The sequence below is a fragment of the Janthinobacterium sp. GW821-FHT03A03 genome (genome assembly GCF_059421435.1).
The window spans coordinates 63,162-81,105 of record NZ_JBWKUZ010000023.1; the positions used below are offsets into that span (position 1 = coordinate 63,162).

Below are 17,944 nucleotides of genomic sequence, written 5' to 3' on the forward strand. Positions count from 1 at the left end.
CCATTTCAGGAATTCCTTTGAGTACAGATAACGCCCCGCAGTTCATTCCCAAACGCATCACGCCGACGCCGGAGCAGATCGCCATCCAGACGGCGCAAAAGAAAGTCGTCCTGATCGACGCCAATGCCGGCGCCGCCAAGACGACCACCCTGGCCCTGCGCCTGGCCGAAGCCCTGCACCGGGGCCGCGCGCCCGAACGCATGCTGGCCCTCGTGTTCACGGAAGCGGCGCGCGTGGCCCTGCGCCAGCGCCTGCTGGACGTGGGCGTGCCGCTCGGCGTCGTCAAGCGCCTGACCATCGACACCTTCGACGCCTTGGCCGCCAAAATACTGTTGCAGCTGGAAAACATGCAAATAGCGGTCATGCGCAGCGATGAAGAGCTGCGCCCCGTGGCCTGGGAAGCGCTGGAAGTGGTGTCCGAGAAATACGCCCACCGCTATCCGCTGGAAATCAACACGACCAACGGCGCCATCGCCGAATTCCTGAAACTGCAATTGCGCACCAAGGCGCGCCTGGATTTTCAAAACCCCGACTTCGAGAGCAACTCGCTTGATGACAACCTGGAAATGCTGGGCATGTCGCGCACGCATTATCTGTGGCTGCGCGAATATGAAGGCTTGCGCGGCGCCGACACGGGCGACATCCAGTTCCGCGCGCCGTTCGACGCCACCTATGACCTCGTGCGCATGCTCGACGGCGACGAGCCGCTGCGCCAGCAGTTGCCGGCCTTCCAGATCATCGTGGCCGATGAATTGCACGACCTGAACGAAGCGTCGTTTCGCCTGCTGACCATGCTGATACGCCGCGGCAACGCTTTTTTCTGCGGCGCCGGCGACAAGGATCAAGTGATCTACACATGGTCGGGCGCCGACCACCGCTTCCTGCGCCAGCGCTTCGAGCAGGAATTCCCCGCCCTGCAGCGCCTGCCGCTGACGGCGTCCTACCGCTACGGGCCGCAGCTGGCGCAGGCCGTGGGCGTGCTGAAAAACAAGGCCAGCGTGTCGGCCCTGTCGCGCGCCACGCACATCGAACTGCTCGAATACGACCATGCACAGCCGCAGGCCTGCAGCGCCCAGCTGATCGCCGCCCTCGAACATGCGCATGCGGGCACCACGGCCATCCTGCTGCGCGACCGCGACCAGGCTATCCGCGTGGAAACGGCGCTGTTCCAGAGCGGTATCGCGTACGGCCTGGTGGACATGAACAGCTATCTGCTGAGCCAGGAAGTACTGATGCTGCGCGGCATGGTCGCCATCGCCCGCAAGGATTTACATGCGATCAAGAGCGGTCCGCGCCGCGGCGAGATCCTCGAAGCCCTCGTGGCCTTCGCGGAAATCCCGTTTACGCGCACGGAGTTGCAGCAAGCCAAGGCCGACGTGGCCAACTACCCGGACTTGCTGGAAGGCTTTTTGACCAACCAGCTGGCCAAGTCGCAGAACCAGGACAAGGCGGCGCTGACCCTGGCCGCCGTCGACTACCTGCGCGCGCTGCCCCCGGACGCTTTGGCCGGCGATGCCCTGCAGCACATCTTTGGCCTGATGCAGCTGGAACAGACGGCGCGCCGCATCTATGTCGACCCGGCCCAGGCGCGGGTCGTGGCCCGTTCCCTGCACGGTTTTATCGCCGTGTGCCGCGAGGCGGGTGTGGCGCTGGGCGGCTTTGCCGGCTGGCTGGGCGAGATGGAAGAGGCTGTGACGGTCTCGACCGGCAAGGCCAGGCTGGTCATCGCCTGCATCGACCAGATCAAGGGCCTCGAATATAACCACGTCATCCTGCCTTACCTGGCCGTCGATGAATTCCCGCGCAGCAAGACCGACCCGCTGGAAGAGGAAAACCGTTTTTATGTGGCCGCCACGCGCGCGCGCGACAGGCTCACCTTGCTGACGCCCGAAGACCCCGCCTGGCGGAGCCGCTACATCGCCGCCCTGCAGCTCAAGATTGTTGCGCCCAAGTCATAAATCTTTTGCCGCGCGGCCGCTTTTTGCGAAAGACGAAAGCGCGCATACTTTGTTGCTGTGATTGATTGCAATCTGAACCAACAAAGGAGTAATGATGCGAATATTCTTGACAGGCGCGGCAGGTTTCATCGGCAGTTCCATCGCGGCGGGCCTCGTGCGCGCCGGCCATCAGGTGACGGGTCTCGTGCGCAAGCCGGAGCAGGTGGCCGAACTGGCCGCCATCGGCGTGCAAGCAATCGTCGGCACCTTGAACGACCGCGAGCTGCTCATCGAACAGGCGAGGGCGGCGGACGCCGTCATCAATGCGGCCAGCAGCGACCATCGGGGCGCCGTGGAAGCCATTATTGAAGCGCTGGCAGGCACGAACAAAGTGTTTCTGCACACCAGCGGCTCGTCCATCGTGGGCGACGCCTCGGGCGGCGAAGGAACGGAACAGATTTATTATGAAGACAAGCTGCCGGCGCCCACGGCCGACAAGGCGGCGCGGGTCGCCATCGATGACTTGGTGCTGGCCAGTGCAGGCCAGGGCGTGCGCGCCAGCGTGCTGTGCAACACGCTGATCTACGGCCACGGCGCCTTGCCGCGCGACAGCGTGCAGTTGCCGCGCCTGCTGAAACAGGCGCGCAAGAGCGGTATCGTGCGCCACGTGGGGCCGGGCCGCAATATCTGGTCGAACGTGCATATCGACGACGTTGTCAGCCTGTATCTGCTGGCGCTGGACAAGTCGCCGGCCGGCACGTTTTACTTTGTCGTATCGGGCGAGGCGGCTTTCCGCGACATGACGGCCGCCATCGCCACTGCACTGGACCTGGCTCCCGCGCAGGACTGGCCGCTGGCCGAGGCGATTGCCGAATGGGGCTATGAAATGGCGTCGTATGGCCTCGGTTCCAACAGCCGCGTGCGCGGTGAGCGGTCGCGCAAGTTGCTGGGCTGGCAGCCGCAGGGGCCGTCCGTGCTGGAATGGATCAGGAACGACATGCAGCAGCCGCCGCACGCCACGGCTGTTTGATGCAGCTCAGCAAAACCACATCTGTGTGTGCTAGCGAACGGTGCTTTTTGCCGATCGGGAGTATGATGGCTTTGCTTGGTTGAGACGCACTGCCGTGAAGTTGGCGGCATGTTCGATCTTCCAGCAGGTCAGCCGGTCGCCTCAAGGATCGGCACCAGATTTCTTTCCCATTGACATCTCGCGAGAGGCTGTTGGCGGGATGCGCCAGTGGCGCTCTGCATGACCCTTACTCTGCATTACCCCTTGAGGCCGGCGCCTGCCGGTCTTTTTTTCGTCTTTTTCCGGCCCTCGCGCCATTCACCCGCCCGTATCCGCCATTCGCCGAAGAAGGCTGTTCCCGGGCGCCGATCGCGCGTATCTTGCCTATCATCCAAAACCAAGGGGCTATCGTGAAATCCGAACAAGCGTATTGCCGGCGTACCCAGCTGCTGTGGGGCGTGCTGCTCATTGCCATCGGCGTCGTCATCCTGCTGGACCGGCTCGATGTGATCTACCTCCACGATTACTATGCACTATGGCATTATTGGCCGGTGATCATGGCGTTCTTCGGCTTGAACAAGCTGCTCGCGCCCGTGTCCGCCAAGCAAGTGCTCAGCGGCCTGTGGCTGATCTTTTTCGCCGCCTGGTGGTATGTGTCGTACGAGGAACTATGGAATTTGAATTTCTACAACAGCTGGCCAGCCTTGCTGATCGCCTGGGGCGTGGGCCTCGTGCTCGAACCGCTGCTGAACAAGCATTTTATTGCCTACCGGGAGTCCGAGCATGAAAAATAGACCGCCGCCGCACTCGCCGTCGCAGATCCTGCTGGGCGTGATCGTTATCGGGCTGGGGCTGCTGTTCCTGCTCGATAACCTCGGCTTCATCGATGTGCGCTATACCTTCCGCTTCTGGCCCACCATCCTCATCATATTCGGCTTGCTGAAGCTATCGCAAAGCCATACCCGCTCCGGCTACGTGCTCGGCGGCGTCATGGTCTTGCTGGGCCTGAGCTGGACCCTGAAAGCCATGGGTTTGTTCCATATCAACTGGAGCATGCTGTGGCCGCTGCTCATCATTGCCGCCGGCGTGGCCGTGGTGTCGAAATCGCTGCCCGGCGCGCAGCAGCGGCAGCGCCGCCGCCATTTTGCCGCGCAGCAGGATAGTACTGCCGCGCCCGACCCATTCGGCCAGCCCCGCCATGGCGCCGTTTCCCTCGACAAGGCAGGCGCGGATGCGGGGGCCGACGCGGCGGCGCCCGGCGCCAGCGGCCAGGCCGACGACGACAGCATCATCGAAGTGACGGCCATCCTCGGCGGCTATGTGCGGCGCGTGTCCTCGCAGCGCTTCAGGGGCGGCGATATCAATGTCATCATGGCCGGCTGCGAAATCGATCTGCGCCAGGCGTCGATCGAAGGCGAGGCCGTGCTCAACGTGTTTGCCCTGTGCGGCGGCGTCACCATCAAGATTCCGCCCGACTGGAGCGTCGTGCTGCAGGGCACGCCCATCCTCGGCGGCTTCGAGGAGAAGACCATCGTGCCGCCGAACCAGGCCAAGCGTTTGTACGTGACGGGCTACGCCATCATGGGCGGCCTGGAAATCCGCAACTAGGCGCGCATGTCGGGACCCTTGTCGAAGCGGCGCGGCGCCGTGGCGGTCTTGCTGGCCTGCATGGCGCTGGGCCTGGCCCTGGCCTTTGTCCTGGCCAGGGTGGCCCATGCACCGTGGCTCAATGCGGCTTTGCTGGTGGTGCCGGCCACGCTCGTGTATGCGATCGGCACGGGCTTTTCCGCGTTTTACCTGTGCCGCGCCTATCCTTTGGCCGCCCGCCATCCGGCCGCCGTTGCCGGCGTGATGGGCGTGGCGGCCCTGTGCGCGGGCTTGCTGTGGGCCACTTTGCTGCAATTTTTGAACAGCGTCAGCCTGCTGCTGGACGTGCGCTGGCTGGGCGTGAACCTGACGCCATCGCTGCTGGCCCTGTTCTTCGGCCTGGGCGTGCTGCTGTATTGTCTCGTTGCTGCTGTGCATTACCTGCTGCTCGAATTCGTGCGCGCCAGGATGGCCGAGCAGCGGGGCCTGCAAGCGCAGCTGGCGGCGCAGGAAGCGCAATTGCGCATGCTGCGCACGCAGATCGATCCGCATTTCCTGTTCAACAGCCTGAACTCCATCAGCGCCCTGACGTCTATCGATGCGGCGGGCGCGCGCCAGATGACGCTGCAGCTGGCCAGTTTTTTTCGCCAGAGCCTGAGCCTGGAAGCGCACCGGAAAATCACGCTGGAACAGGAACTGGTGCTGATCCGCCATTTTCTTGCTATTGAGCAAGTGCGTTTCGGCGCCCGCCTGCAGGTGGCGGAAGCCGTCGAGGCGGACGCGCTGGCATGCCTGCTGCCGCCCATGCTGATCCAGCCGCTGGTGGAAAACGCCGTCAAGCACGGCATTTGCAATTTGACGGAGGGCGGGCTGATTGAGATCAAGGCCCGGCGCGCGGGCAGCCTGCTGCAGATTGCCGTGCGCAACCCGGTGGATGCGGATCAAACGGCATCGCGCGGCACGGGCGTGGGCCTGGAGAACGTGCGCCAGCGCCTGGCCGGCGCCCATGGCCACGAGGCCGGCGTGCACTGGGGCCGGCGCGACGGCTACTTCGACGTGATGATTTCCATGCCGGCGCGGACCGGCGACACGGAGGACGAATGATGCAGGCAAGAATGCGCGTGGCCATCGTCGACGATGAAGCGCTGGCGCGCGGCGTGCTGCGCGAATACCTGGCGCGCCACGACGATATCGAGATCGTCGCCGAGTGCGCCAACGGCTTTGAAGCCGTCAAGGCCATCGCGGAACTGGAGCCGGAACTGGTGTTCCTCGACATCCAGATGCCGCGGCTGGACGGTTTTGAAGTGGCCGAGCTGATCGGCGCGAAGACAAGGTTGATCTTTGTCACGGCCTACGACCAGTACGCCTTGAAGGCGTTTGACTGCCATGCGCTCGATTATCTGCTCAAGCCGTTCAGCGAACAGCGCTTCGAGCAGGCGCTGGCCCATGCGCGCGCCCAGCGCAGCGCGCCCGCGCAGTTGACTGCCGTGCAAGCGGCGGCGCGCGAGGCGGCCACGCGCGCCGCGCCCCTGGACCGCGTGCTGATACGCGACGGCGCCAAGGTCCATGTGATCGCCAGCGCCCGGATCGATTACATCGAGGCGCAGGACGATTACGTCAGCATCCGTTCCGAGGGCAAGTCCTACCTGAAAAGCCAGACCTTGGCGGAACTGGAAGCCCAGCTCGATCCCGCCAAGTTCCTGCGCGTGCACCGCTCGTACCTGCTCAACATCGACGGCATCCGCCGCATCGAGGCGGCCACCAAGGACAGCCACGTGGCCATCTTGCGCGACGATACGCGGATACCCGTGAGCAAGGCGGGCTATCAGAAGCTGAAGTTACTGGTTGGCTAGCTGCACATCCCACCAAGTCGGCAAGAGCTGGCGGATTTCCGGGCGTGAAAAACGGTCGTCGATCAGGTAGACGACGCCCTTGTCCGACGTGGTGCGGATCACGCGGCCGGCCGCCTGCACCACCTTCTGCATGCCCGGATACAGATACGTATAGTCGTAGCCGGCGCCGAAGATGTCGCCCATGCGCTGGCGGATCTGCTCGTTGACGGGATTGATCTGCGGCAAACCCAGGGTGGCGATGAAGGCGCCGATCAGGCGCGCGCCGGGCAAGTCGATGCCTTCGCCGAAGGCGCCGCCGAGCACGGCAAAGCCGATGCCGCGCGTGTCCAGGCCGAAGCGGCCCAGGAATTGCGCGCGGGCAGTATCGTCCATGCGGCGCGGCTGCTGCCAGAGGGGCACGTCCGGGTAATGCTGGGCAAACAATTGGGCCGTCTTTTCCATGTAATCGAAGCTGCTGAAGAAGGCCAGGTAGTTGCCCGGCGTTTCCGCGTATTGCTTCGCCATCAATTGCGCGATGGGCAGCAGCGAGGCGGCGCGGTGCTGGTAGCGCGTGGAAATGGTATCGGCCACGCGCACGGACAATTGCGCCGCCTGGAACGGCGATTCCACGTCGACCCAGGCCGTGTTCTCCGGCATGCCCAGGGTGTCGCTGTAGTAATTCCACGGACTCAGGGTGGCGGAAAACAGGGCCGTGCTGTGGCTGGCCGCGAAGCGCTCCTTGAGAAACGGCGCCGGCACGATATTGCGGATGCAGACGGTGGAGCCCGTGTCCGTTTTGCTCACGTCGAACAGCGAATGCGCGCCGAAACTTTCCGCCAGGCGGTTGATCAGCAGCACGTCGAAATAGAAGCGCTGCAAGTCTTCGTCCAGCGCGGCAGCGTGCTCGGCCATGTAGTCGCCGATGGCCGTGGCCACGCCTTGCAGCGCGCCAAAGAATTTGTCGGGCAGTGCCGCATGCACGCGGTAGTCGCCATCCTGCTCCTTGAGCAGGGCCGTCCACTGGCGCGCCAGGCGGTCCAGCGGCTTTTTCAAACCTTCGGGCGCGAATTTGCGCAGCATTTTCAGGTCGATTTGCGCCAGTTCGGCCGAATACATGCTGCGCGCACGCGACACCATATTGTGCGCTTCGTCGACGAGCACATTGACTTTCCAGTCGTGGGCCAGGGTCATGCCGTACAGCATGGCGCTGAGATCGAAATAGTAATTGTAGTCGCCGATGACGACATCGCTCCAGCGCGCCAGTTCCATGCCCAGGTAATATGGGCAAATACCCTGCTGCAAGGCGATGGCGCGCACGGCTTCCTTGTCCAAAATCAAACCGCTGGCCAGCGCCACTGCGCGCGCCAGCGGCAAACGGTCGTAAAAACCCTTGGCCAGCGGGCATGATTCGCCATGACAGGCCTTGTCGGGATGCTCGCAGGCGCTGCTCCTGGCGCTCAGTTCCAGCACGCGCAGCGGCAGCAGCGGCGCGCTTTCCTTGAGGATGGCGCAGGCATCGAGCGCCATCTGCCGTCCCGGCACCTTGGCGGCGAGGAAAAACAGTTTATCGAGGCCATGCGCCGCCGTCGCCTTCAGCATGGGAAACAGGCTGCCCACGGTCTTGCCGATACCGGTCGGCGCCTGCGCCAGCAAGGCGCAGCCGCGGCTGCTGGCCTTGTACATGGCTTCGGCCAGCTGGCGCTGTCCCGGGCGGAAGTCGGCGTGGGGAAAGGTCATGGCCGTGAGCTGGACGTCGCGGCTGGCGCGGTGCGCCATTTCCTGCCCGGCCCATTCCAGGAACAGCGCGCAATGCTGCTCGAAGAAAATGCGCAGCGCCTCGGCCGTGCATTCTTCGTGCATCACCGTTTCCTTCTGGCTGGCGATGTCGAAATACACGAGCGCCACGCGCAGCATGGGCAAGTTCAGCTGCTGGCACAGCAAATGGCCGTAGATGCGCGCCTGCGCCCAGTGCAGCTGGCGGTGGTTGGCGGGCATGGCGCCAAGCTCGCCGCGGTAGGTCTTGATCTCTTCCAGCTGCCGCCGCGCCGGGTCGTAGCCGTCGGCGCGGCCGCGCACGTGCAGGGGGCCGAAGTCGCCGCACAGGCTCATTTCGCGCTGGTAATCGTCGTCGCGCCGGCCCGTGACGGTGGCGTGGCCGGCCATGCCTTCCTGGGCCGTGGGCGAGGGCGTGAAACGCAAGTCCAGGTCGCCCACCTTGGCGGTGAACTCGCACAGGGCGCGCACGGCAACCGTGTACTTCATGCTGCCGCCTGCCATTGCAGATAGCACACGCTGACGGGCATGGCGTGCTCGGCGCAATACGCGATCCAGCGCAGCTGGTTGTCCTGCAGGCGGTCGCCCGGACCCTTGACTTCGATCATGCGGTAGCGCCGTTCTGTCGGCCAGAACTGGATCAGGTCGGGCAAGCCGCTGCGGTTGCTTTTGATATCGAGCAAGATGCGTTCAAACGCCTTTTTCAGATGAAAGGCCGGCATGCAGGCCAGCGCCAGGTCCAGCAAGCCGTCGCCCAGCATATCCCAGCTGACGAAGGGCGAGACGATGCCGTGCTTGGCGGCAAAGGTGGCGCGGATGGCGGCGTGGTAGCTGCCGTCGTCCAGCTGCGCCAGGCAGGCGGCGAAGTCGCCGTTGCGGCGCAGGTAGAAATCGGCGCTGTGCAAGTCGGCCGGGCCACGGTGGAACGGGTGGAAGAAGGCGCCCGGTATCGCCTTGAAGATGGCGGGCCAGCACAGCAGGCCGAACAGCGAGTTGATCAGGGTGTTTTCCACGTAGTACACGGGCGCGTCGTCCCGCATCAGGTGTTGCTGCACCACCCCTTCCACGTAGCACGCTTGTTCAGGGCAGGGCAGCAGCAGGTCGATGCGTTCCACGGCGGCGGGAACATGGGCCGCCTGCCTGGCGTGGCCCAGCTTGCGCCGCAAACGGGGCGCCATGCGCAGCAGCAATTGCTGTTCCGCCTCGCTTTCCGGCGCCGCCAGGGCGATCGCGAGGCGGTCGTAGGCCGCTTGCGGCTGTTCATCTTTTTCCAGCACGCGGATGGCGCGGCCCCGCGCGCCCGGATAGCGGCAATCGGCGTAGGCGCGGTAGGCGGCGGGCCAGTCCTGGCATTTTTCCAGGTGCCGGGCGATCTGGAAGCGCAGCTTGTCGCGCCGGCTGGCCAGCCAGGTATTGTCCTGGGACAAGGGCAGCGCGGCCAGTTCCTGCAGCACCTCGTCGGCCGGCGCGCTGGCGTCATAGCGTTCGCGGCACTGCTGCAGCACTGCATAGTGCTCGATATCCTGGCGCGTGCGAAAGCCGCGCGACTCGGGCGAGAATTCCACTTTTTCATATTGGTACACGCCGAGGTCGGACAGCACGAATTCCGACCAGTCCTGGTGATGGTTGCCGAAGTAAATCAGGCGCAATCGGTCGCACAGCGCTTGCAGGCCGATGCGGTACAGCACGTCGCCGGAGGCCGGATGCCAGGCGGAAAACGGTTTATTGTCCGCATGCTGCCCGCGCAAGGCATCGAGCTGCTCCGCCTTGCGCGCCGCCTTCAGGGACGGGGCGAGGCCGAACGCCTGGGCGATTTCCGCTTTCAGCAGTTGCTCGAACAGTTCGGCTAGCGAGATGACGGGGTCGGCTTCCACCCAGCCCGATGCCAGCAAGGGCAGGGCGGCCGCGCGCGTGTCGCCGATTTCCGGGTAATTGAGCTTGCTGGCGCGGAACAGACAGCCCTTGCGCATGACGAGGCGCACGAACAGGGCGCGCGACGGCTGCGGCAGCGCACCGAAGCCGGCGATGAATTGCGTTTCCTCAAGACTGAGCAGGTCGGCGTAGCGCGCGCTGATCCAGCTCAGCACATCCTGGAAATTGTCCAGATAGTACAGGGGATTTTCCAGGACTCTCAGCATGGTAATAGTGGGGCAAGACGTCACTCGGACAGATTTTTACTGTGTTTATATACAGTTTAAACCTTCATCCGCCGCTTGCCCAGCTATTTTATGTTTCGTCAGCCGTGCTGTAGGCAAAACAGCTGTCGAACTTTTCGTAGGCAATGTATTCCGCGCGCAGGCCGGCCACTTCGATATCGGTGAGCAAGCCCCGGTGCGCTTCCTTGCGTCCCTTCGGCAGCGCCACCTCGTAATCGATGATGTCCCTGGCCAGCAAGGTTTGCAGTACTTCGGCTTGCGGCGCCGTCAGGTAGCGCGCATGGGTGAGCAGGGTTTTTTCCAGCTGCTGCCTGAATTCCTCGTCGCTGACGTCGTTGTACGTATCCTGGTCAGCCATGCTGTTGAGCAGCATAAGGAATATGAAATCCTGCAGGTTCTTCGCCAGGTACTGGGCTGCATTCTGGTCGTGCCACAGCAGCACGACGGGCATCTCGCCGTCCTGCTGGTCTGAAGCGAAAAAGCAGTAGTGGTCGCCGGCGCCCGTTTGCGCGAACGGGATGAACCGGAAGGCCGGGTCGATCTGCCGGTAATCGTCCGCGTCGCGCAAGGTGTCCGCTGCTTCGGCAACGGCCTTGATATTGAGCAATTCGAAATCATCGGCATGCAGCAGCAGGGTGGGTTTATCCTTCAGGGTGGGATAGACCAGCTTGTACCAGTCGGGGCCGTATTCGCCCACGGCCAGCATGCCGTCGCGTTCCAGTTGCCGGTACAGAGCCGGATAGGTGCAGCCGTGTTGCCGTTCAATTTCTGACAATGTCATGTGTGTCCTGTTCAAGGTGATTCATCGGGCAATGATAGCCGACGCAATGGCGCGCACGGCAGCAATGATGGCCGCAATTGATAAACTTTTTAGTTTACTTATATGGCATGTCCCCGTATGCTTGCCAGACACAATCCGCCGAGGCCGCATGAAAAACATCATCCTGATTTCCGCCGCCTGCCTGCTGGCGCTGCTGTCGACCATCGGCGCCTCGCTGCCCTACCCGATTCTGCCGCCGCTGTTCGCGGCCGAGGCGCCGAACGCCTTCAATAATTTCCTCGGCTTGCCGTCAAAACTGCTGTTCGGCCTGGCGCTCACCATCAATCCGCTGGGCTTGCTGATCGGCTCGGCCCTGCTGGGTCCCTTGTCCGACCGCTATGGCCGCCGTCCCTTGCTGATGCGCACGGCCGTGGGCGCCGCCATCGGCCATGCCATCACGGCCTGGGCGCTGGTGATCCAGTCGTATCCGTTGTTCATCGTCGCCCGCTTCATCACCGGTTTGCTTGAAGGAAATGGCGCCGTGGCGCGCGCCATGCTGGCCGACCAGTTGACGGGAGCGCTGCGCCTGCGCGCCATGTCCTGGCTGAATGGCGCGTTTTACCTGGGCTGGCTGGTGGGGCCGATTTTGGCGGGCGCGACCCTGGGCTGGGGCGTGACGGTGCCGTTCTGGATCGCCGCCGCTGCGCTCATGCTCGTCGCCGTGCTGGTGGCCGTCGGCTTGCCGCGCGAAACGCCCTCGCTATTGACGACGTCGTGGTGGCAGGTGGCGCGCGACCGCCATTCGCTGAACCTGCTGCGCCACGAGGAGCTGCGTACCCTGTTCATCGTGCAGCTGGCATTTACGTGCGGCGCGGCCAGTTTCTATGAGTTTTATCCGCTGTGGCTGGTCGAGACGGCCAACTACCATGCACAGGCGATTGCCTGGGTGAACGTGGGCCTGTGCGGCACGATGACCATCACCTCGCTGCTGGCGGGCGGTCCCAGCCGCCATGCGCCGCTGCTGCGCGCCAGCTGGTATGCCTGCGGCGTGGCCTTGGCCGTGGGGATTTTGGCGCTGGGTAATATCTGGGTGGGCATCGCCGCCATCGTGCTGTTCGGCATCCCGAACGCGCTGTACAACACGGTAATACAGGGCTGGTGCGCCGAGCGCTTCAGCGCGCATGGCCAGGGCGCCGTGATGGGCTTGCTGGCCACCACCTTTTGCATCGCCAACATCGTCGTGGCCTTGAGCGGCTCCGTGCTGACCCTGATCGACACGCGCCTGATCCTCGTCGCCGGCGCCTGTTCCGCCGCCTGGGCCGCCTGGCGCATGGCGGCCTGGCGCCGCCAGCTGGCCGGCGAGGTTGACGTGAAAGCCGTGGCGTGAGCGGCAGCATGAACACGTCGGAACAGACCCTGTTCCTGCTGAAGATGCGCGGGCCGCAGACGGCGCAGCAGCTGGCGGCCTTGCTCGACATCACGTCCATGGGCGCGCGGCGCCAGCTGGAGGCGGCGCTTGAGCGTGGCCTGGTGGCTTTTGAGGACGTGGCCGACAAGGTGGGACGCCCGTCGCGGCGCTGGGCGCTGACGCGGGAGGGCCATGCGCGCTTTCCCGACCGCCACGCCGACCTGACCCTGGAATTGATCGCGCAAGTGAAAACCCTGTTCGGCGACGCGGGCCTCGATCAATTGATAGGCGCGCGCGAGCGCGGCAGCGAAGCGGCCTACAGGCAGTTGGTCGATCCTCGGCTTGATCTGGCGCAAAGAGTGGCCGCTCTGGCGCAGGCGCGCGATGGCGAGGGTTACATGGCCCATGCCGAGGCGCGCGACGATGGCAGTGTCTTGCTGGTGGAAAACCATTGCCCCATCTGCGCGGCGGCCACGGCATGCCAGAATTTCTGCCGCTCGGAGCTGGCCATCTTCCAGCGGGTATTGGGGGGCGATTGCACGGTGGAGCGCAGCGAATATCTGCTGGAGGGGGGCAGGCGCTGCGTGTACCGGATCGTGCCGGTCGGGTGACTCCCCGCAAAGGCCGGGGTCGTCACCTGCAGGGCACGACCCCGGTACCTGCGCTTGGGGCCAGTTACTTTTTAGCCGCTTTCGGCTTGGCGGCAGGCGCCGCCTTTTCCGCCGCGGCGGCGCTGCTCGTCGCCTTTTCCGTGGCCTGCGCCACTTGCGCGCTGGCCTTGGCGATCTGTTCCTCCACGGTTTTCACGGCCTGTTTTGTGGCCTTGGTCACTTGCTCGTAGCCGAGGAAGGCGTTGTCGATGGCGGCCTTGACGATGGCCACGGCGTTTTCCGAACCGGGCGGCACGTTTTTCGTGACGTCGTAGATCAGGGCGCTCAGATTGCTTTTCGCTTCGGCCACATGGGCTTCGGCGGCCGTCGTGAATTCCGTGTGGATTTCCTTGATGATGTCGTCGAGCTGCTGTTTATACGCTTTCGCGCCGGCCACGCCCGGTTGCAGCTGGGCGGCGGCGGCGGCCATGGCGGCCTTCGGGTCCCTGGCCTGGCTGATTTCCTTACTGGCGGCAAGACTATCCTCGATGCCGGACTTGGCGGTGGCCATGTTCAATGCCAGCACCTGTTCCACGCCTTGCACGGCCTTGGAAGTGAGGGTGTTGAAGGTCATCAGCTGGAATTCAAACAAGGCCTTGGTGGCCGATGCGAATTGTTCGGGATTCGTAAACATGTGGTCTCCTCGGTTTGAATAGATACGTTCTTATCGTTCCATACTCTTTCGACGCCGCAATGCCATCGCTTGATCTCAAGCCGGTGCCCCGTGTGGTCATGGCCCCATTATTTAACAAGCGCCGGTTTTTCGCAACGGCTATCTTTGTACGGTCCCGAGGCCAGTTCCCAGCCAAATCCCAGGGTGGACTGGGCGCATGACAGGGTGCCGTCGATCTTGCTGCGCCATTGGTACCAGGGGGCGGGGCCGGCCGAGGCGCCGGCGCAAATGGCCAGCAGGGCCGTGGCGAGGATGTATTTCATGGCAATGCTCCATCAGAAAGCGATGGCTGCATTGTAGCGTTACCGGCGTTCAGGCGGCGGGCGACTGGGGTGCGACGGCCGGCAGCAGCAGGGTGAAGGTGCTGCCGGCGGGACTGCTGCTGGCGTCGATATGGCCGCCCAGCACGCCTGTGACGATGTTGTGCGCCACGTGCAGGCCCAGGCCCGAGCCGCCGGAGCCCAGCTTGGTGGTGAAGAAGGGATCGAAGACGTGCGTGAGGTCGTCGGCCGTGATGCCCACGCCCGTGTCGGCCACGGACAGCACGATGCCTTGGCCATCGTCGCTGGCGCGCGCGGTGACGGCGATGCTGCCGCCGCTGCGGCCGTCGAAGGCGTGGCGCAGGCAGTTTTCCAGCAGGTTGCCCAGCACCTGGCCCAGCGGGCCGGGATAGCTGTCCATGGCCAGGTCCTCGGGCACGTCCTGCGTCAGCGTCAGGCCGGCGGTCTTGAGCGGCGTGGACAGGGGCAGCATCAGCTCGGCGACGAACTGGTGCAGCAGGAAATGGCGGCGCTGCGAGCTGGCGCGGTCGACGGCGATCTGCTTGAAGCTGGAGACGAGGTCGGCGGCGCGCTGCAGGTTGCGCAGCATGATGGCGTCGGCCTCGCTGGCCTGGGCCAGGTAGGCGCCCAGCTCGGAGCGGCGCAGGCCGTCGAGGAAGGAGGCCTGCAGTTCGCGCGTGCGCTCGGCCATGGTGGTGGCCACCACGAGGCCGTTGCCGATCGGCGTATTGAGCTCATGCGCGATGCCGGCCACCAGCGCGCCCAGCGCGGCCAGCTTGTCGCGCCGCACCAGTTCTTCCTGCGTGATGGACAGGTTTTCCAGCGCGGCGGCCAGCTCGCGGTTGACCTGTTCCGACTGTTCCTTGGCCTGCGTCAAGGCCGCCGTGCGCTCGGCCACCAGTTCTTCCAGGTGGGCGCGGTGGCGCTGCAATTCGCGTTCGTGGCGCATGCGGCCGATGGCGATGCCGGCCAGGTCGGTGGCCGTGTCGATCAGGCCCTGCTCGTGCGCGTCGGGGCTGCGTACTTCGCGGTAGTACATGGCGAACGAGCCGAGCACCTTGCCTTCCTGGCCGAAGATGGGGCGCGACCAGCAGGCGCGCAGGCCGAACGGCGCGGCCAGTTCGCGGTAGGGCGCCCACAGCGGGTCCTGCATGATGTCGCTGACGATCACCTGCTCGCGGCGGAACATGGCCGTGCCGCAGGAACCCACGCCGGGGCCGATTTCCACGCCTTCGAGCAGGGCCATGTACTCGGCCGGCAGGCTGGGGCCGGCCGCGCTGTGCATGTGCATGCCGTCGTCGTCGAGCAGCATGATGGAACAGTACACGCCGCGCGACTGGCCCTCGATGAGCAGCAGCAGCTGGTTCAGGGTGGGGATCAGTGGCGCGCCCTTGGCGACCATTTCCAGCAGGGCGCTCTGGCCCGAGCGCATGGCTTCGGCGAGGTTGCGTTCGGTCAAGTCGATGATGCGCGCATGCACGAGCTGGCGGCCCGGCACGGACAGGCGCATCAAACGGATTTCGCATTCGATGGGATGGCCGTCGCGGTGGCGGCAGGTGGCGCGGAAGACGACGATCTTGCCTTGCAGGGTATCGCGAATCTTGTCATCCAGTAATTGTGGCGAAGGCACGCCATCGTTCTGCTGTTGCGGGAAGAGCGGCTCCATGCCCCCTTGCAGCAGCTGGGTCTGGGGCAGGCCGAACAGCTCTTCGGCCAGGTGGTTGGCGTCGATCAGCAGGCTGTTGTCGATATCGAACAGCAGCACGGCGTCGGGCGAGCCGGCCAGGATCGAGTGGTAATTGACTTCCAGCGTCTGCGGATGCAGGGGCCGCGGCGGCGCCGTGGGGAGCAGCGCGGGCGCCTCGGCCTTGTGCAGCGCCAGTTCCATGAGGATTTTTTCCGCCACGTCGCGCGCATTGAACGGCATCTTGATGTAGTCGGAAGCGCCGGCGCCCACGCTGCGGCCCTGTTCCTCGGCGCTGGGGGCGGACGACATCAGCAGCAGGGGCACGCCGTGGCGTCCGCCCGCATTGCGCAGGCGCATGCAGGTGGCGCCGATATTCGAACCGGCTAGGGCTGCGTCGAGCAGGATCAGGTCCGTGCCGCCGGACGCCAGTTCCACGCCCTCGTCGATATCGCCCGCCAGGCCCGTGCCCAGGTTATGCCGGTCCAGCACATACAGCAGTTCGCGCACATCGTTGGGCGAATTGCTGACCAGTAAAACTCTGGCCCGGTCGGCGATGGAGGATATCAACTGATTCATGGGGGCGCGTCCCTTGCGCGTAGCGTCAGGCTAGTATTACATCAAGGCAAGAAGGAGTAAACGATAATTAGTGATTACTAAAAGCAATCCGCAGCGCCAGCCGTTCATGCCGCGTCCTGCGCCTGCGACGTCGCCGCCAGGGCGGCGCGCGCCTGTTCGACGCGCGGGTAATTATCCTCGATCCAGTCGACCAGCACGGCCAGGCGTTCGGCCGCCTCGCGCCCCAGCGGCGTGAGGCTGTATTCCACCTTGGGCGGAATCACGAGATAGGCCTGGCGCAGCACGAAGCCGTCGCCGGCCAGCGCTTCCAGGGTTTGCGCCAGCATCTTTTCGCTGACGCCGCCCACTTCGCGGCGCAGTTCGCTGAAGCGCCGCGTGCCGCTCAGCAACAGTACCAGCACCAGCACGGCCCAGCGGCTGGTCAGGTGGCTGAGCACGGCGCGCGACGGGCAGGCGGCGGCCAGCAGGTGCGCGCCCTGGTTCTGGCGGGCGAGGGCGGCGCGCAGGCTGGCACCGGGAGTGTCTGTGGACATGATAGTTGGCCTGAAAGTGTCTGGCAATTCATACTTACCAAAAGGTACGTACTTACAATAGGTAAGTAATAGTCCTATTATAGGGTTTTACGACCCACCCTCCAAGGAGAAATCATGATCGTCATTACCGGCGCCACAGGCAATCTGGGCCAGCACGTCATCACCAGCCTGCTCGCATCCGTCCCCGCCGCCCACATCGTCGCCGCCGTGCGCAACCCGGCCAAGGCTGCCGACCTGGCCGTCCGGGGCGTGCAGGTGCGCCAGGCCGATTACAACGACGGCGCCAGCCTCGACGCGGCGTTCAAGGGCGCCACGAAAATCTTGCTGATTTCGTCGAGCGAAGTGGGCCAGCGCGCGCAGCAGCACCAGAACGTCATCGATGCGGCCCGGCGCGCCGGCGTGGCCCTGCTGGCCTACACCAGCGTCTTGCGCGCCGATACCTCGCCGCTGGGCCTGGCCGCCGAGCACGTCGTCACGGAAGCGGCCATCCGGGCCTCGGGCTTGCCATACACTTTCCTGCGCAACGGCTGGTACCTGGAAAACCACACGGAGCACCTGGCGCCCGTGCTCGAGCATGGCGTCGTGCTGGGCGCGGCGCAAAACGGGCGTTTCTCGTCGGCCGCGCGCGCCGATTATGCGGCCGCCGCCGCTGCCGTGCTGACGGCGGCCCAGCCGCAAGCCATCTATGAGCTGGCAGGCGACCACGGCTTTACCCTGGCCGAGTACGCGGCCGAAGTGGCGCGCCAGTCGGGCAAGGCGATCGTGTACAAGGATATGCCGCAGGCGGACTTCAAGGCGGCGCTGGTGGGCGTGGGCGTGCCGGACGGCTTTGCCGACCTGCTGGCCGATTCCGATGCGGGCGCGGCCAAGGGAGGCCTGGAAGACCATGGCAGGCAATTGAGCGCGCTGACAGGCCGTCCGACGACGACGCTGGCCGAAGCGGTGAAGGCGGCGCTGGGCAATTAAGGGGAGGGTGCCGCGGGTTGGAAAAACCGCGCGGCATTCTGTGTCCAGTCCTAAAATAGGTTGACAGTATTTATTGCTGCACAAACGCCCGATGCACCGCATCGGGCGTTTTGTAC

General features: G+C 64.6%; 16 protein-coding genes. 9 read left to right on the top strand and 7 right to left on the bottom strand.

Annotated features, from left to right (window positions below):
* Positions 1-17 precede the first annotated feature (17 nt).
* The 6 genes from AC07VI_RS26040 (at position 18) to AC07VI_RS26065 (ending at position 6,386) form a co-directional block, all read left to right on the top strand.
* Positions 18-1,958, top strand: coding sequence for a UvrD-helicase domain-containing protein (locus tag AC07VI_RS26040; protein WP_099375553.1), 1,941 nt, complete (start codon positions 18-20; stop codon positions 1,956-1,958).
* A 94-nt stretch (positions 1,959-2,052) separates the two neighbouring features.
* A complete protein-coding gene (locus tag AC07VI_RS26045; protein ID WP_086147013.1) occupies positions 2,053-2,967 on the top strand; it encodes an NAD-dependent epimerase/dehydratase family protein in 915 nt (304 codons plus the stop codon).
* 389 nt (positions 2,968-3,356) lie between these two features.
* Entirely contained in the window at positions 3,357-3,740 is a 384-nt protein-coding gene (locus tag AC07VI_RS26050; protein ID WP_086146998.1) for a LiaF transmembrane domain-containing protein, read from the top strand.
* Positions 3,730-4,554: a LiaI-LiaF-like domain-containing protein gene (locus AC07VI_RS26055; RefSeq protein ID WP_086146999.1), complete on the top strand. Its 825-nt coding sequence runs from the start codon at positions 3,730-3,732 to the stop codon at positions 4,552-4,554. The genes AC07VI_RS26050 and AC07VI_RS26055 overlap by 11 nt, the downstream gene beginning before the upstream one ends.
* A gap of 6 nt (positions 4,555-4,560) precedes the next feature.
* Entirely contained in the window at positions 4,561-5,637 is a 1,077-nt protein-coding gene (locus tag AC07VI_RS26060; protein WP_086147000.1) for a sensor histidine kinase, read from the top strand.
* A gap of 11 nt (positions 5,638-5,648) precedes the next feature.
* Positions 5,649-6,386 carry a LytR/AlgR family response regulator transcription factor gene (locus tag AC07VI_RS26065; RefSeq protein ID WP_099375554.1) on the top strand — a complete coding sequence of 246 codons (738 nt, stop codon included), beginning with the start codon at positions 5,649-5,651 and terminating at the stop codon, positions 6,384-6,386.
* Here AC07VI_RS26065 and AC07VI_RS26070 read toward each other — a convergent pair.
* The 3 genes from AC07VI_RS26070 to AC07VI_RS26080 all read right to left on the bottom strand — a co-directional run bounded on the left by AC07VI_RS26070 (position 6,372) and on the right by AC07VI_RS26080 (position 11,075).
* On the bottom strand, positions 6,372-8,627 hold the full coding sequence (locus AC07VI_RS26070) for an ATP-dependent DNA helicase (protein ID WP_099375596.1): 2,256 nt from the start codon (positions 8,625-8,627) through the stop codon (positions 6,372-6,374). The two genes, AC07VI_RS26065 and AC07VI_RS26070, sit on opposite strands and share 15 nt — an antisense overlap.
* Positions 8,624-10,276, bottom strand: coding sequence for a VRR-NUC domain-containing protein (locus tag AC07VI_RS26075; RefSeq protein ID WP_099375555.1), 1,653 nt, complete (start codon positions 10,274-10,276; stop codon positions 8,624-8,626). Before AC07VI_RS26075 ends, AC07VI_RS26070 begins: the two co-directional genes overlap by 4 nt.
* A gap of 88 nt (positions 10,277-10,364) precedes the next feature.
* Positions 10,365-11,075, bottom strand: coding sequence for an SMI1/KNR4 family protein (locus AC07VI_RS26080; RefSeq protein ID WP_492993412.1), 711 nt, complete (start codon positions 11,073-11,075; stop codon positions 10,365-10,367).
* Between the two features lie 148 nt (positions 11,076-11,223).
* Between AC07VI_RS26080 and AC07VI_RS26085 the strand changes: the two genes are divergently transcribed.
* Both AC07VI_RS26085 and AC07VI_RS26090 read left to right on the top strand, forming a co-directional pair.
* Positions 11,224-12,441 carry an MFS transporter gene (locus AC07VI_RS26085; RefSeq protein WP_492993414.1) on the top strand — a complete coding sequence of 406 codons (1,218 nt, stop codon included), beginning with the start codon at positions 11,224-11,226 and terminating at the stop codon, positions 12,439-12,441.
* Positions 12,442-12,449: 8 nt separating this feature from the next.
* Complete coding sequence (locus AC07VI_RS26090; RefSeq protein WP_086147015.1) at positions 12,450-13,073, top strand: helix-turn-helix transcriptional regulator; 624 nt, start codon at positions 12,450-12,452, stop codon at positions 13,071-13,073.
* Between the two features lie 64 nt (positions 13,074-13,137).
* Here AC07VI_RS26090 and phaP read toward each other — a convergent pair whose 3' ends face one another.
* The 4 genes from phaP to AC07VI_RS26110 all read right to left on the bottom strand — a co-directional run bounded on the left by phaP (position 13,138) and on the right by AC07VI_RS26110 (position 16,862).
* A complete protein-coding gene (phaP, locus tag AC07VI_RS26095) occupies positions 13,138-13,746 on the bottom strand; it encodes a TIGR01841 family phasin (RefSeq protein ID WP_099375557.1) in 609 nt (202 codons plus the stop codon).
* 107 nt (positions 13,747-13,853) lie between these two features.
* Positions 13,854-14,048 (bottom strand): hypothetical protein, encoded by a 195-nt coding sequence (locus tag AC07VI_RS26100; protein WP_086147006.1) that lies wholly within the window; start codon positions 14,046-14,048, stop codon positions 13,854-13,856.
* Between the two features lie 49 nt (positions 14,049-14,097).
* Complete coding sequence (locus AC07VI_RS26105) at positions 14,098-16,329, bottom strand: ATP-binding protein (protein WP_492993417.1); 2,232 nt, start codon at positions 16,327-16,329, stop codon at positions 14,098-14,100.
* A 104-nt stretch (positions 16,330-16,433) separates the two neighbouring features.
* Entirely contained in the window at positions 16,434-16,862 is a 429-nt protein-coding gene (locus AC07VI_RS26110) for a winged helix-turn-helix transcriptional regulator (protein ID WP_492993419.1), read from the bottom strand.
* 114 nt (positions 16,863-16,976) lie between these two features.
* On the opposite strand from AC07VI_RS26110, the gene AC07VI_RS26115 reads away from it, so the two are divergent.
* Positions 16,977-17,828 (top strand): SDR family oxidoreductase, encoded by an 852-nt coding sequence (locus tag AC07VI_RS26115; protein WP_492993421.1) that lies wholly within the window; start codon positions 16,977-16,979, stop codon positions 17,826-17,828.
* Positions 17,829-17,944: the final 116 nt, after the last annotated feature.